The organism is Sphingomonas sp. PP-F2F-G114-C0414 (assembly GCF_003688595.1).
Lineage (GTDB): Bacteria > Pseudomonadota > Alphaproteobacteria > Sphingomonadales > Sphingomonadaceae > Sphingomonas.
This window is the reverse complement of the sequence record NZ_RCWT01000013.1, coordinates 36,064-50,381: the sequence shown is the minus strand read 5'-3', so window position 1 is coordinate 50,381 and position 14,318 is coordinate 36,064. Positions and strand designations below refer to the sequence as shown.

Sequence of the window (14,318 nt, the reverse complement as noted above, 5' to 3'; positions counted from 1 at the left end):
GAAATTCGTCGACCGGCCGGCGTCGCTCAAGCGATGTCCGACGACGTGGCTTTGCCACGGCGCGGTTTGGAACAGAAAAGGGCGGTCCTGCGGGGCCGCCCTTTTTCGTTGCCCATTGTCGCCTCGTGGACATGCACGTCCAGCTTTGCCAGAACGCGCGCAACATAACCGGGGAATGACCATGCGCGCTGCCATCCTGCCTCTCCTGCTGCTCGGGACCGCTGCGTCCGCGCAGACGTCTCCCGCGATCTCGGTCGAGACGTTGAAGACCGTTACGCAGGTGCTGTCGTCCGACGCGTACGAAGGCCGCGCGCCGACCACGCCCGCGGAAGCGAAGACGGTCGCGTACATCGTCGAGCGGATGAAGGCGGCAGGGCTGAAGCCCGGCAACAAGGGCGCGTGGACGCAGGACGTGCCGATGGTGGAGATTACGGCCACGAACGTGCAGCCTTACGTATTCACCGGCGGTAAGGCGCCCGTCAGCCTCGCCTATCGCACCGACATGGTCGCGGGCACGTACCGCGTGGCGCCGAAGTCCGCGGTGGCGAACAGCGACGTGGTATTCGTCGGCTACGGCATCACCGCGCCCGAGAAGGGCTGGGACGATTATGCCGGCACCGACGTGAAGGGGAAGACCGTCGTCATCCTCATCAACGACGCCGACTGGCAGACGATGTCGCGCGAGGGGCCCTTCGAGGGCCGGGCAATGACGTGGTACGGGCGCTGGCCGTACAAGTTCGAGAACGCCGCCAAGCACGGCGCGGCGGCGGCCATCATCGTCCATGATACCGAGCCGGCGGCATATCCGTGGGCTGTTGTGCAGTCGTCCTGGACCGGGCCGCAGCTCGAGCTGGACGAGAAGGGCGATCATCTCGACCAGTCTCAGATCGTCGGCTGGATGCAGAAGCCCGCGGCGGAGCGCGTGTTCGCGAGCGCGGGCAAGGATTACGCGACGCTGGCGGCTGCGGCGAAGGTGAAGGGGTTCAAGGCGGTGCCGCTCGGGCTGAAGTTCGGGGGCGGGTTCGACAACACGATCAAGCGGCAGGCCTCGAAGAACGTGATCGGCGTGCTGCCCGGTACTGCCGCCCCGAATGATTACGTCATGTATTCGGCGCATTGGGATCATCTGGGGCGTTGCGATGCGGTCGATGGCGACGACATCTGTAACGGCGCTGCGGACAATGCGAGCGGGGTCGCCGGGCTGGTTGCCTTGGCCGAGGCTCAGGTGAAAGCCGGGCCGGCCAAGCGCTCGATCGCGTTTCTGGCGGTGACGGCGGAAGAGTCCGGGCTGCTCGGGTCGCGCTATTATGCCGAGCATCCGATCTATCCGCTCGCGCACACCGTCGGCGGCGTGAACATGGACGTGCTGAACGTCGATGGCCGCGCGAAGGACTTCGTGCTGACCGGCGCGGGGAAGTCGGAGATCGAGGATCTGGTGAAGCCGTTCGTCGCTGCCGAGGGCCGCGTGATCGGCGTCGAGGCGAACCCGGAGCGCGGCGGCTATTACCGGTCGGATCACTTCAGTTTCGCCAAGCTGGGCGTGCCGATGCTCGATGGCGGCAGCGGTGAGGACCTTGTCGTTGGCGGCACCGCAGCGGGACATGCGGCGCGCGAGGATTATGTCGCGCACCGGTATCACAAGCCCGCGGACGAATATGACGCCAAGTGGGACTGGTCGGGAGCGGTCGAGGACCTGACGATCTATTACGGGCTCGGGCGGAAACTCGCGGACGATACCAGTCTGTGGCCGAACTGGTATAAGACCGCCGAATTCCGCGGCATCCGTGACCGCGATCGCGCAGGAGCCAAGTAAGTGACCACGACCGTCTCTACCCCCGCCGAATGGGCGCACCACAAGGCCGTCTGGATCGGCTTTCCGAGCCATGCGGACCTGTGGCTTGAGGATCTCGAGCCCGCGCGGGACGAGGTCGTCGCGTTTGCCAAGGCGGTGCACGCCGGCGGCAAGGGCGAGACGGTGATCCTGGTCGCGGCCGACGTCGGCTCGGCGACCACCGCCAAGAAGCTGGCCCCGTTCGCGGACGTGGTGGTCGAGCCGTTCGGCGATATCTGGCTGCGCGATACCGCGCCGATCATCGTCGGCGACGGCAGCGCGCGGGACTTCCGGTTCAACGGCTGGGGCGGGAAGTACGACCTGCCCGGCGACGACACGATCGGGCAGCGGCTGGCGGAGAGCCGGCACAAGCAGGTCGAGGCGTGTGACTGGGTCCTCGAAGGTGGTGCGATCGATGGCGATGGTACCGGGACGGTCGTCACGACGCAGCAGTGCCTGCTCAACCGCAACCGCAATCCGTCGCTGACCAAGGCGGAGATCGAGGCGCGGCTGGCGTCGGATCTTGGCTATTCGCGCGTCGTTTGGCTTGGGGATGGCTTGGTCAATGATCACACCGACGGCCATGTCGACAACCTCGCGCGGTTTGTCGGCGAGGGCCGCGTGGCGATCCCAAAGGCGACCGACAACGATCCGAACTGGCAGGTGTACCAGAACGCCGCGCGCGATGCCGCCGCGGCCGGGCTGGCGGTCGTGACGATCCCGTCGCCGGGCCGCGTGCTGCGCGACGAGGAGGTCGTGCCGGCGAGCTATATGAACTTCTATATCGGCAATGCCGCGGTGGTAGTGCCGTTGTACGGGGCCGAGAACGACCAGGCGGCGGTGGTGGCGATCCAGGCGCTGTTCCCGGACCGTGAGGTTGTGGGACAGCGTGCGGACCATATCCTGACCGGGGGCGGAAGCTTCCACTGCATCTCGCAGCAGATTCCGGGGTAAGCGGGAGTTTCTCAACCAACCACCACCCCGGCGAAGGCCGGGGTCCAATTGGGGGACGTAGCCAACGGAGGACTGGCCTTCGTTACTTCAACCTTTCCAATTGGGCCCCGGCCTCCGCCGGGGTGGTGCTAGGCGGGCGAGCTCAGCGGCTCCAGCGGGCCCAGATTGCCGTCGGCAATACCAGGCCGCGCGTTTCTTCGCGAACGCCGAGTTCGCCCACCTCGACCTTGCCGGGCAGATCGGCGAACACCTGATTCAGCAACTCCCCTATCGCGAGCGCAGACATCCGCACCGCGTAGACCGTCAGGAACAGGAAGCGCGAGTTCTCGTCGAGCAGCTTGCGACAGTCGGCGATAAGCTTCGGCAGGTCTTCCTCCAGCCGCCACACTTCGCCCTCAGGCCCACGCCCGTATTTCGGCGGATCGAGCAAAATCCCATCATATCGCCGCCCGCGCCGAACCTCGCGGGCGACAAACTTCGCCGCATCATCCGTCATCCAGCGGATCGGCGCATCGGCCATGCCCGACAGTTTCGCGTTCGCCTTGGCCGCCTCGACCGATTTCTTCGACGCATCGACGTGGACCATGCGGACGCCTTTGGTCGCCATCGCCAGCGTGCCGACGCCGGTATAGCCGAACAGGTTCATGCATTCGGGCGAATCGAGCCCCGCCACGCGCTCGCGCATCCAGCTCCACACAGGCGCCATGTCGGGGAAGAAACCGAGGTGGCGGAATGGGGTCGTCTGCGCGGTGTACGACACCTCGTTCCACTTGAGCGTCCAGCCTTCGCGAGGAACGGGCTCGGAGAATTCCCATCGGCCGCCGCCATCCTCGTCGGAGCCGGGGACGAATTCGCCCTGCGCCTGCCAGTCGGTCGAGGCGGGGGCCCACATCGCCTGCGGCTCGGGGCGGATGAAGCGGAAGCGGCCATAGCGTTCGAGCTTCTTACCGTGGCCGGAGTCAATCAGGCCGTAATCCGCCCAGGGTTCGCCGATGAGGGTGTGCAGCTTCATGCCGACGGCTTCGCGCGCTCGGTGATGTAGGCGGTGATCGCTTCGAAGGTCGCCGGCAGCGTGGCGTAGCGCTCCTCGCGGTCGAACAGGTCGCCGACGCGGGCGGGCAGCGACGGACGGACGCCGGTCGCGCGCTCGACTGCGTCGCCGAACTTGGCGGGGTGCGCGGTGGCGAGCGTCACGATGGGAACGCCGGCGGGGACTTCGGTGCGTAGCGCAGCGGCGAGGCCGATCGCGGTGTGCGGGTCGATCACTTGCCCCGCATGCTCGTGTGCCCAGCGCATTGCCAGCGTCATGTCGTCGAGGTCGATGCGCTCGCTCTGGAAGAGGGCGGAGGCACCTTGCGACTGTGCGTTGGTCAGGCGCATTGCTCCCGAAGACTCGAAGCCGGCCATCTGTTCGGCCAGCGCTGCGCCATCGCGGTCGCCGAGGTCGAACAACAGGCGTTCGAAGTTCGAGCTCACCTGGATGTCCATCGACGGGGTCGGGGTCTGCTGGACGCCCCCCTTCGAATAATCGCCGGTGCTGAGCGCGCGGTGGAGGATGTCGTTGACGTTGGTCGCGACCACCAGCTTGGCGACCGGCAGCCCCATCTTCGCCGCGACGTAGCCCGCGAAGACGTCGCCGAAATTGCCGGTCGGGACCGCGAACGCGACCTCGCGATCGGGCGCGCCGAGGCGAACGGCAGCGTAGAAGAAATACACCACCTGCGCCATCAGGCGGGCCCAGTTGATCGAGTTGACCGCCGACAGCGCGAACTTGGTCGAGAAGGCGCGGTCGTTGAACATCGCCTTCACCAGCGCCTGCGCATCGTCGAAGCTGCCCTCGATGGCAATGTTGTAGACGTTGGGGCTGAGCACCGTGGTCATCTGGCGGCGTTGCACGTCGGAGATGCGGCCGACCGGGTGGAGCATGAAGATGTCGATCCCCTCGCGCCCCGCGACCGCGTCGATCGCCGCCGAGCCGGTATCGCCGCTGGTCGCGCCGACGATCGTCAGGCGCTTGTCCGTGCCGGCGAGGAAGCGTTCGAAGAAGAGGCCAAGCAGCTGGAGCGCGACGTCCTTGAACGCGAGCGTCGGGCCGTGGAAGAGCTCGAGCAGCCACTGGTCGTGGTCGAGTTGCACGAGTGGTGTCACGGCTGCGTGCGAGAAGCGGCCATAGGCCTGATCGCAGAGCGCCTTCAGTTCCTCGCGCGTGATCGCGTCGCCGACGAACGGGGCCATTACGGCAACCGCGGTGTCGACATACGAAAGCCCGGCGAGCGCGGCGATCTCGTCGCGGGTCATCGTCGGCCACGCGTCGGGGAGGTAGAGGCCGCCATCGGAGGCGAGGCCGGCGAGCGTCGCCGCTTCGAAATCCAGGACGGGGGCCGAGCCGCGGGTGCTGATGTAACGCATGTTCCGTCGGTTAGCGGGCTGAGCGGAAGGGAACAAGCTGCGCGCTTTCCGTTTTCCTGCGAACGCAGGGATCCAGGGTTACGAAGGAATGCGCGCGGTACCCTGGGCTCCTGCGTTCGCAGGAGAACGGCTAGCGAGGCCGGCGGCGCAGGGCGAGCGTGTAGATGATCGCGGCGATGGCGGCGAAGAAGAACCACTGTCCGGCATAGGCGAGGTGGTTGTTCGGGACCGACGCGAGGTCGGGCTTGCCGTTGGGGTTGAGCCCCGCTTGCGGGGAGTCCGCGACCAGCATCAGGCGTTGCGGGGTGTGATCGAACAGCGATCCGATCAGCGAACGGCCGTCGGGCGCGTGGCTGATGTAGCCGGAGACTTCGCCACCGGCCCAGGCGACCTTGGCCATCGGATCGCGCGTCGTGCCGAGCTGGACGATCATGCCGGGGCCTTCCGCGCCGGTGCGGCACTCGGCGATCGCACGGAAGCCGGATTTGCCGGCGCCGGCGAGCTTGATGTCGGTTGGCTGTAGGCAGAGGCCCGAGGCGCGGCGGAACAGCAGCGTCTCGTCGGGGATGCGCGGGAACGCCATAGGCGGCTTGGCCGGGTTAGCGGCGAGCTGCGCGAGGAACGCTTCCTTTTTCGGGAGGCGGTCGACGAGTTGCCAGATGCAGAGGGCGATCATCGCCGCGATTGCGAGCGTGACGAGGACGGTCGGGATGACGGGTATGCGTCGTGCGGTGCGGGTCACGGGTCGATTCGGCCTTCGCGGGCTGCGTTGCGGTATTCGGCGGACATGAGCGCGCCCTTGGGTGCTCGGAGCGAGAGGACGACTCCGCCGGCGGTGAAGGGGATCCAGATCAGCATGTGGAGCCAGAGCGGGGGATGGACTTTGAGTTCGAGCGTGATCGCGAGCGCGACGACGAGCGCGCCGAGGATCAGGGTCAGGAATGCGGCGGGGCCGTCGCCGACGTTGAACTTGCTGAAGTCGAGCCCGCAGTTCGGGCAACGGTCGGCGAAGTTGGACCATTTCGCGAAGAGCGTGGGCTTGCCGCAGCGAGGGCACAAACCTTTCAGCGCGACCTGGGCGATCGTGGGGGCGTTGGCGAGCGGGTATGGATCTTCGGTCATGCGGTCAGCGCTCTCCCTTGTTTCCCCGCGAAGGCGGGGATCCAGATTGGGCTCCCGCCTTCGCGGGAGAACAAGAGGCGGGCGGGACCGTTGGATTGCGGCAGTGCGATACCGGCAAAACCCACCACCCCGGCGGAGGCCGGGGCCCAATTGGGGAGCGTTGCCAACGGAGGACCGCGCTTCGTTACCGCAACCTCAACAATTGGGCCCCGGCCTTCGCCGGGGGGGTAATTAGTAACCCTCAACCGCCGTGGACGGGGGCGCCCCAGCCGCCCCAGACATAGACGGTGACGAACAGGAACAGCCACACGACGTCGACGAAGTGCCAGTACCACGCCGCCGCTTCGAAGCCGAAATGCTGGCGCGGGGTGAAGTCACCGCGATAGGCGCGGACCAGGCAGACGATCAGGAAGATCGTGCCGATCAGCACGTGGAAACCGTGGAAGCCGGTCGCCATGAAGAACGCCGCACCGTAGTTGATGCCCTTGAACGGGAACGGTGCGTGGACGTACTCGTAAGCCTGGATCGAGCTGAACAGTGCGCCGAGGATTACCGTCAGCCACAGGCCCTTGAGCACGCCGTCGCGGTTGCCGACGCCGATCAGGCCCCAGGCCCCCGTCTTCTCGCCGCCGCGCTGGTTGTGGATCAGCGCGTGGTGCGCCCACGTCACCGTGGTGCCCGAGGTCAGCAGGATCAGCGTGTTGAGCAGCGGCAGTTCGAACGGGTTGATGACCGTAAGGCCCTTGGGCGGCCACTGCGCGACGATCGCCGCGCCACCTTCGACGGCGCGTGTGACGCTGCCGTCGGCATAGGTCATCGCGGTCGGGAACAGCGAAAAGTCGAAGAACGCCCAGAACCAGCCGACGAAGAACATCACTTCGGAGGCGATGAACAGGATCATGCCGTAGCGGAAATGGAGCTGGACGACGGGGGTGTGGTCGCCCGCGTGCGCTTCCTTGATGACCTGCGCCCACCAGCTGTAGAAGGTGAAGAGCAGCCCGGTCAGGCCGATAAAGAAGATCCAGCCGCCGCCATTGGGCTTGTCGATATGCCCGCCGTGCATCCACATGATGCCGCCGACCGCCATGATCAGCGCCGAGAACGATCCGACCAGCGGCCAGATGCTCGGCGGCAGGATGTGGTAATCATGGTTCTTGGCGCCGGCCATCGGTACTCCCCTATTTTCTTTGGCGACGTTCTAGCTGGCTGTTTTCGCAGAATCCACCGGGTAAAACGTATAGCTGAGCGTGATCGTCTGGATATCGGCCGCGTCGGGGTCGGTCAGGATCTTCGGATCGACGAAGAAGATCACCGGCATCCGCGCGGTCTCGCCGGGTTTCAGCGTCTGCTGCGTGAAGCAGAAGCATTGGATCTTGGTGAAATACTTGCCCGCCTGCGCGGGCTGGACGTTGAACGTCGCGGTGCCGGTCAGCGGCTTGTTCGACGTGTTGGTCGCGGTGAAGAACGCCATGTCGCGCGCGCCGACGTCGATCGTATCGGAGCGATTCTCGGGCACGAACTTCCACCGCAGCTTGGGGCTGACGTTGGTGTCGAAGTCGACGGTGATCTTGTGGTCGACCGCGCCGGGCGCAGCCAGCCCGCGGTTGGTGGTGCCGTTGAGCCCGGTGGCGGCGCAGAACAGGCGGTATAGCGGGACGCTGGCCCAGGCGAGGCCGGTCATGAAGCAGATGAAGAGCACCGCGAGCGCCGCAGTACGATTGGTGCGCGACATGGCCTTCCAGCCGGCCATCAGTGCGGCATCCCCGCGCGGATCTTGGCGATCGAGATCGCGAAGACGAGGATGACGAACGCGCCCAGCAAGAGCGCCATGACGCGGGCGCGGCCGCGTTGGCGGCTGCGGATCAGGTCTGGATCGGGCATGCTCATGCGAACCACCGGTCGACGACCAGCGCGCCGAACATCACGAACAGATACAGGATCGAGTATTTGAACAAGGCCTTCTCCGGTTTCATCGCATCGTCGGCATGCGTGGTGCGCTTCGCGACGCGGACGGCGAGCAACGCGAACCAGCCGGTCAGCAGGACGGCCGCGATGCCGTAGATCGCGCCGGTCAGCCCGAGCGGCCAGGGCAGGATTGCCACCGCCGCCATCGGGATCGTGTAGAGCCCGATCTGCGTCCGCGTGGTCCGCTCGCCCGAGACGACGGGAAGCATCGGTACGCCCGCGGCGGCGTAATCGCTCTTCATGAACAGCGCGAGCGCCCAGAAATGGGGGGGCGTCCAGAGGAACACGAACAGGAACAGAAGGACAGGCAGCAGCGCGACGTCGCCGGTCGCAGCCGCCCAGCCGATCAGCGGCGGGAACGCGCCCGCAGCCCCACCGATGACGATGTTCTGCGGCGTGCGGCGCTTCAGCCAGACGGTGTAGACCAGCACGTAGAACAGGATCGAGACGGTCAGGATCGCCGCGGCGACGACGTTGACCGCGAACCCCATGAACAGCACCGAGAACGCACCGAGCCCGACGCCGAAATGCAGCGCCGCCTGGCGGTCCATCCGGCCATCGGGGAGCGGGCGCTTCTGCGTCCGCCGCATGACCGCGTCGATGTCCGACTCGTACCATTGGTTGAGTGCACCCGCTGCCCCGGCGCCGAGCGCGATGCAGAGGATCGCGGTGAAGCCGATCACTGGATGCACCGAGGTCGGCGCGGCAAGCATGCCGCATAGCCCGGTGAAGACGACGAGCGTCATCACGCGCGGCTTGGTCAGCGCAAGGAAGTCGCGCCAATGCGCCGGTGGCAGGAGCGGCGGCGGCAGGAGGGGGGCGGCGGGAGTCATGGTTCGGGTACGCTATACGCGCTGCGGCGGAGGTCGGAAAGCCTTCGCGTCGTGACGGTTCAAGGGGTTGGACGAGGCGCGGGTACGGCCTGGTGGATGACCGCGGTGTCGTCCGCGTAGATCCGCCGCCATGCAGGGTCGTGGTCGAGCGCCGGCACCAGCTTCGACCGTGGCGGCAGGATCGTCCAGCGGAAATGCCATTTCGCGTTCGCGGCATGCCAGCGATCCACGTCGCCCTGTGCGATCGCGAAATAGTCGAGCGTGAACGGGTCGCCGTACATGTCGGATCGGCCATCGATATAGGGACGGATACCGGCGAGGATCAGCGGACCGCCGAAGCCATAGTCGTTGAAGACCGGCTGACCGCGAAGCTGCGACGGTACGTGGCGGAGCGCTGTAACGGGAATGGCGGCGCTGTCGGCGCGGACGACCGGTACCGCAATTCGGTATGCCGAAAGACCCGCGGCGAGCAAACTCAGCAGCGCGATGATCGGCGCGCTCTGGCGAGCATTGCGGAAGCCGGGCGCGGCGCTGACCGGCGTGGTCCAGGCTCTGCCGATCGGTTCGGCGAGCAGGAGCACGCCCACGACGACGAGGACGATCTCCTGGCGGGTATGCTGCAAGGTCAGATGGAGGACGCCGAGCAGCAGGATCAGGCGGACGGGCGGGATGCGGACCGGCCGGACTAGGAGCGTGAACAGCGTGGCGAGCAGGATCGCCTCGAACCCGGAAAAGCCGGAGAAATCGGCGGGCTGCCATTCGTTGAGATGCTTCAAGAGCGCGAGGTTGTTGACGTAGAAGGGGAAGATCAGGCCGTCGATGCCCGCGGGGGTTGCCGTCGCGGCGATCGCCGACAGGATGCCGAACATGCCCCAGCCGATAACGACGTGGCGCCGGTCGGATGGCGTTGCGGCGATCAGCGCTTCGAGCGCGAAGACCCCGACCAGCGCGAGACCGAAAACGAAGCTGCCATGTGCGTTCGCCCAGACCAGCATCAGCGCGGCGAGAACGAGCGGCGGCGATCGATCGCGGTCGCGGGCATGGAGGAGCGCGATCGTCCAGCCGGCCAGCAACGGCAGCGCCAGGATATGCGGGCGCGCCAGCAGAGACGGTAGCAGGCCGGTGGCGAGCATCAGCAAGGCGGCGATGCTGGCGCGCGTACTCAGCCAGCGACGACTCTGATAGGCGACGAGCGCGAACAGGGCCGCCATCGCCGCGCCGATCAGCACGATCAGGCCGCTCCAGCCGGCCGCGCGGTAACTCGCATACATCGCCAGTTCGGACAGCCATTCGTGCGCCACCCAGTGGCGCCCGGCGGCGGTGAACGAGAACGGATCCGTGGTCGGGACGCTGGCATGCGCGACGATCCAGGCACCGGTCGCGAGGTGCCAGCCGGTGTCGCCGTCGCGCAACGCGGTGGGCACGATGATCGTGAAGGCGAACGCGGCGAAGCCGGCGAGCAGGGCGAAGGTCGCGCGCGGCATGCCGGTGCGGGCGTCGGGACGGACTAGGGTTGGCGCGCGCGGCATGGCGGTGGGGTAGCGCGATTGTCCTTTGGAATGGTGAATGGGGACGGGAGGGTGCGTTGGGCCGATGTCTTTGCATCGTCCCAGACGATTCCTGTAGCCTCAGCCCTCTTCCGTGACCCTGTTCATTCCCGCCGCCTGCCCTCCTCTCGCCACCCCAGCGAAAGCTGGGGTCTCTGATTTGGTCAGCACGTGGAGTCACAGGGTGAGATCCCAGCGTTCGCTGGGATGACGGGTTGGGGGGCGTGGAAGGTGGGGCGCGGGGATCGCGTACGTGCGATGGCGTGGGTCGGAAACGACGTAGGTCAGGGATGATGCAGGTCGGATATGATGCACGTAGGCTCCTGCCTCCTTGTTCTCCCGCGAAGGCGGGAGCCCAGACTGGGTCCCCGCCTTCGCGGGGAAACATCTTGGGGCTGGGGACGGCAATTCAACGAAAAACGCCCCGGGTTTCCCCGAGGCGTCTTCGTTTTTGGCTGGCTCCGACACGGGAGTTAATCCCGTGTCGTCGGACGCGGCGTTGCCGCGCCGGCCGGTCGGATGCGTGCGGCTGGGCCGCACCGGCGCGTAGCTGGCGCTACGCGGCCTCGCATCCTAATCGATCTTCGGCAGCGTCTCGAACTGGTGGTACGGCGGTGGCGAGGAGATCGTCCACTCCAGCGTCGTCGCGCCGTCGCCCCAGGGGTTGTCGCCCGCCGGCTTGCCCGCGATCAGCGACCAGATCAGGTTGACGAAGAACACCACCATGCCCGCGGCCATGATCATGTAGCCGACCGAGGCGACCGTGTTCCAATGCTCGTACTGCGGCGTGTAGTCCGGGATGCGGCGCGGCATGCCCTGGAGGCCGAGGAAGTGCATCGGGAAGAACATCACGTTCACGCCGACGAAGAACACCCAGAAGTGCAGCTGGCCGAGGAACTCGTTGTACATCTTGCCGGTCATCTTCGGGAACCAGTAATAGAACCCCGCGAACAGCGAGAAGACCGCACCCAGCGACAGAACGTAGTGGAAATGCGCCACCACATAGTACGTGTCCTGCATGTAGTCGTCGATGCCGCCATTGGCGAGCACCACGCCGGTCACGCCGCCGACGGTGAACATGAAGATGAACCCGATCGACCACACCATCGGCGTCTTGAAGGTGAGCGAGCCGCCCCACATCGTCGCGATCCACGAGAAGATCTTGATGCCGGTCGGCACCGCGATGACCATCGTCGCCGCGGTGAAGTACATCTTGGTGTTCACGCTGAGGCCGGTGGTGAACATGTGGTGCGCCCACACGACGAACCCGACCACGCCGATCGCGACCATCGCATACGCCATGCCGAGATAGCCGAACACCGGCTTGCGGCTGAACGTCGAGATGATCTGGCTGACGATGCCGAAGCCCGGCAGGATCATGATGTAGACTTCGGGATGGCCGAAGAACCAGAACAGATGCTGGTACAGGACGGGATCGCCACCGCCAGCCGGATCGAAGAAGGTCGTGCCGAAGTTGCGATCGGTCAGCAGCATCGTGATCGCCGCGGCGAGCACCGGCAGCGCGAGCAGCAGCAGGAACGCGGTGACGAGCATCGACCACACGAACAGGGGCATCTTGTGCAGCGTCATGCCAGGCGCGCGCATGTTGAAGATCGTCGTGATGAAGTTGATCGCGCCGAGGATCGACGATGCACCCGCCAGATGGAGCGCGAGGATCGCCATGTCGGTCGACGGTCCGGGCTCGCCGTACGTCGAGAGCGGGGCGTAGAGCGTCCAGCCGTTACCCGCGCCACCGAAGAACGGCGAGGCCAGCAGCAGCGTGAAGGCGGGGATCAGCAGCCAGAACGACACGTTGTTCATGCGCGGGAACGCCATGTCAGGCGCGCCGATCATGATCGGCACGAACCAGTTGCCGAAGCCACCGACCATCGCCGGCATGACCATGAAGAACACCATGATCAGGCCGTGCGCGGTGATCAGCACGTTCCAGAGATGGAGCGATTCGTCGAGGCTGGCGGGGCCGCCGTGGAGCATGCTCGCCCAGCCTTGCAGATACTGGATGCCGGGATGCGCGAGTTCGGCGCGCATGAGGCCCGAGACCGAGCCGCCGATGATCCCCGCGACGATCGCAAAGATCAGGTACAGCGTGCCGATGTCCTTGTGGTTGGTCGACATGAACCAACGCGCGAAGAAGCCCGGCTTGTGATCGGTATCGTGATGATGGTCGTGCGCTTCGTGAGACACGAAGGCCGACGGGGTGAGAGCGGTGTCGGTCATCTTACTGTCCCGCGTTGCCGGCGCCGGCCGGGTTTGAGGTCGCGCCCTGCGTCGTCGCGGGAGCGGTTGCGTTGGCGGGGGTCGCTACATTCTCGACCGGGCCGGTGGCGTTGGCGGTTTCTGCCGCTTCCTCGACCTTCGCCGCGGAGCCGTCGGCGCCGGGCTGCGGGATGACCTTGTCGGACGCCTTGCCCGGGGTCGGCATCGTGCCGCCCTTGGCCTTGACCCAAGCCGCGTATTCGGCGGGCGGAACCGCCTCGACCGCGATCGGCATATAGCCGTGACGCGCGCCGCAGAGCTCCGAGCACTGGCCGAAATACAGGCCGGGCTTCTCGATCGTGAAGCTAGTCTCGTTCAGGCGACCGGGGATCGCATCGAGCTTGATCCAGAATGCCGGGACGGCCCAGCTGTGGATCACGTCGTTCGACGTCGTGATCAGGCGGATCGGCACGCCGACGGGAAGGACAATGCGGTTGTCGGTGGCGAGCAGCTTGGGGCCGTCGGCATCGGTACGGCCACGCTCGCCAGCGGCGACGTCAGCCTTTTCCTTCAGCATATTGGCGGTGATCTCGAAGCCACCATTGTCCGGATACTGATAGGTCCAATACCATTGGTTGCCGATCGCCTTCAGCGTGATGGCTCCCGAGGGCGCCGGCTTGAACTGGGCTTGCAGCAGACCGATCGAGGGGACCGCGATCAGGACGAGGATCACGACCGGTGCGAGCGTCCAGATGATCTCGATGAAAGTGTTGTGGCTGGTCTTCGACGCGACCGGGTTGCGTGCCTTGCGATAGCGGAATGAGACCCAGAAGAGCAGCGCGAGGACGAACAGCGAGATGATCGTGATCGTCGGCACCAGGATCGAATTGTGCATCCAGTGCGCGAACTGGCCGTTCTTGGTGACCTGTGGCTGGAGGCCGAACAAGCCGTCGGTCGGCTGGCCGATCATCGGCTTGACCGTCATCGCGGGCGCACCGTCCATCGCGAGCTCGGGGCTGGACGAGTTGGCGGTAGGCGTCGCTGCGGCGGTCGTCGGCGCAGTGTTCGACACGCCCCCCGGAGCGGCAGCGGCTTGCGGCGCGGGTGCTGCTGACGTCGGCGTGCTCGCAGGCTGGGCCGCATGCCCGGCGACGCCACCGAGACTCGCCAGTGCGAGCCCCGCTGCCATCGCAAATCCTCTCATCCCCATCTTGCGCATCGTTTTTCTTGACCCCGGTTTATAGCGAACCCGATTCCGGACGCGCGGATGTCTGCTTATGATTTGGGAAGAGCTATACCCAGCGGGGGGGCTCGCCTCAAGCCTTGTCTCTAAACCTCCGTCATCCCGACGAAAGTCAGGACCGGAGCTGGGATGGTATTCGCGGTCTAGGGTCCTGACTTTCGTCAGGATGACGGTGGTGCGTCGGTAGTCGTTGCACG

The 14,318-nt window shown here is 66.0% G+C and carries 13 protein-coding genes; 2 read left to right on the top strand and 11 right to left on the bottom strand.

Going from position 1 to position 14,318, the window contains the following annotated elements; translation table 11 throughout:
• Nucleotides 1–181 precede the first annotated feature (181 nt).
• Both C8J47_RS14755 and C8J47_RS14750 read left to right on the top strand, forming a co-directional pair.
• A complete protein-coding gene (locus tag C8J47_RS14755) occupies nucleotides 182–1,813 on the top strand; it encodes a M28 family peptidase (RefSeq protein ID WP_121886511.1) in 1,632 nt (543 codons plus the stop codon).
• Complete coding sequence (locus tag C8J47_RS14750) at nucleotides 1,814–2,785, top strand: agmatine deiminase family protein (protein WP_121886314.1); 972 nt, start codon at nucleotides 1,814–1,816, stop codon at nucleotides 2,783–2,785.
• Nucleotides 2,786–2,927: 142 nt separating this feature from the next.
• Here C8J47_RS14750 and C8J47_RS14745 read toward each other — a convergent pair whose 3' ends face one another.
• From C8J47_RS14745 to coxB, 11 genes are all read right to left on the bottom strand, one after another.
• Entirely contained in the window at nucleotides 2,928–3,797 is an 870-nt protein-coding gene (locus C8J47_RS14745; RefSeq protein ID WP_121886313.1) for a class I SAM-dependent methyltransferase, read from the bottom strand.
• Nucleotides 3,794–5,194, bottom strand: coding sequence for a threonine synthase (thrC, locus tag C8J47_RS14740; RefSeq protein WP_121886312.1), 1,401 nt, complete (start codon nucleotides 5,192–5,194; stop codon nucleotides 3,794–3,796). The genes C8J47_RS14745 and thrC overlap by 4 nt, the downstream gene beginning before the upstream one ends.
• A gap of 130 nt (nucleotides 5,195–5,324) precedes the next feature.
• Nucleotides 5,325–5,936 carry an SURF1 family cytochrome oxidase biogenesis protein gene (locus tag C8J47_RS14735; protein ID WP_404969284.1) on the bottom strand — a complete coding sequence of 204 codons (612 nt, stop codon included), beginning with the start codon at nucleotides 5,934–5,936 and terminating at the stop codon, nucleotides 5,325–5,327.
• Entirely contained in the window at nucleotides 5,933–6,316 is a 384-nt protein-coding gene (locus C8J47_RS14730) for a DUF983 domain-containing protein (RefSeq protein WP_121886311.1), read from the bottom strand. Before C8J47_RS14730 ends, C8J47_RS14735 begins: the two co-directional genes overlap by 4 nt.
• A gap of 241 nt (nucleotides 6,317–6,557) precedes the next feature.
• Nucleotides 6,558–7,484: a cytochrome c oxidase subunit 3 gene (locus tag C8J47_RS14725; RefSeq protein ID WP_107964469.1), complete on the bottom strand. Its 927-nt coding sequence runs from the start codon at nucleotides 7,482–7,484 to the stop codon at nucleotides 6,558–6,560.
• Nucleotides 7,485–7,514: 30 nt separating this feature from the next.
• Nucleotides 7,515–8,066, bottom strand: a complete 552-nt coding sequence (locus C8J47_RS14720; RefSeq protein ID WP_121886310.1) for a cytochrome c oxidase assembly protein — start codon at nucleotides 8,064–8,066, stop codon at nucleotides 7,515–7,517.
• Nucleotides 8,066–8,203, bottom strand: coding sequence for a hypothetical protein (locus C8J47_RS19230; protein ID WP_183129127.1), 138 nt, complete (start codon nucleotides 8,201–8,203; stop codon nucleotides 8,066–8,068). Before C8J47_RS19230 ends, C8J47_RS14720 begins: the two co-directional genes overlap by 1 nt.
• Nucleotides 8,200–9,114, bottom strand: a complete 915-nt coding sequence (locus C8J47_RS14715; RefSeq protein WP_121886309.1) for a heme o synthase — start codon at nucleotides 9,112–9,114, stop codon at nucleotides 8,200–8,202. Before C8J47_RS14715 ends, C8J47_RS19230 begins: the two co-directional genes overlap by 4 nt.
• Before the next feature lie 59 nt (nucleotides 9,115–9,173).
• Entirely contained in the window at nucleotides 9,174–10,643 is a 1,470-nt protein-coding gene (locus C8J47_RS14710; protein ID WP_121886308.1) for a hypothetical protein, read from the bottom strand.
• A gap of 591 nt (nucleotides 10,644–11,234) precedes the next feature.
• Nucleotides 11,235–12,899 carry a cytochrome c oxidase subunit I gene (ctaD, locus tag C8J47_RS14705; protein ID WP_121886307.1) on the bottom strand — a complete coding sequence of 555 codons (1,665 nt, stop codon included), beginning with the start codon at nucleotides 12,897–12,899 and terminating at the stop codon, nucleotides 11,235–11,237.
• A gap of 1 nt (nucleotide 12,900) precedes the next feature.
• Nucleotides 12,901–14,067 (bottom strand): cytochrome c oxidase subunit II, encoded by a 1,167-nt coding sequence (gene coxB, locus C8J47_RS14700; RefSeq protein ID WP_259467580.1) that lies wholly within the window; start codon nucleotides 14,065–14,067, stop codon nucleotides 12,901–12,903.
• Nucleotides 14,068–14,318 lie beyond the last annotated feature (251 nt).

Excerpts from the sequence above, each read along its gene's own strand:
- C8J47_RS14755 (WP_121886511.1), top strand. The coding sequence starts at position 182 with ATGCGCGCTGCCATCCTGCCTCTCCTGCTGCTCGGGACCGCTGCGTCC.
- C8J47_RS14745 (WP_121886313.1), bottom strand. The coding sequence starts at position 3,797 with ATGAAGCTGCACACCCTCATCGGCGAACCCTGGGCGGATTACGGCCTG.
- thrC (WP_121886312.1), bottom strand. The coding sequence starts at position 5,194 with ATGCGTTACATCAGCACCCGCGGCTCGGCCCCCGTCCTGGATTTCGAA.
- C8J47_RS14730 (WP_121886311.1), bottom strand. The coding sequence starts at position 6,316 with ATGACCGAAGATCCATACCCGCTCGCCAACGCCCCCACGATCGCCCAG.
- C8J47_RS14725 (WP_107964469.1), bottom strand. The coding sequence starts at position 7,484 with ATGGCCGGCGCCAAGAACCATGATTACCACATCCTGCCGCCGAGCATC.
- C8J47_RS14720 (WP_121886310.1), bottom strand. The coding sequence starts at position 8,066 with ATGGCCGGCTGGAAGGCCATGTCGCGCACCAATCGTACTGCGGCGCTC.
- C8J47_RS19230 (WP_183129127.1), bottom strand. The coding sequence starts at position 8,203 with ATGAGCATGCCCGATCCAGACCTGATCCGCAGCCGCCAACGCGGCCGC.
- C8J47_RS14715 (WP_121886309.1), bottom strand. The coding sequence starts at position 9,114 with ATGACTCCCGCCGCCCCCCTCCTGCCGCCGCCGCTCCTGCCACCGGCG.
- C8J47_RS14710 (WP_121886308.1), bottom strand. The coding sequence starts at position 10,643 with ATGCCGCGCGCGCCAACCCTAGTCCGTCCCGACGCCCGCACCGGCATG.
- ctaD (WP_121886307.1), bottom strand. The coding sequence starts at position 12,899 with ATGACCGACACCGCTCTCACCCCGTCGGCCTTCGTGTCTCACGAAGCG.
- coxB (WP_259467580.1), bottom strand. The coding sequence starts at position 14,067 with ATGGCAGCGGGGCTCGCACTGGCGAGTCTCGGTGGCGTCGCCGGGCAT.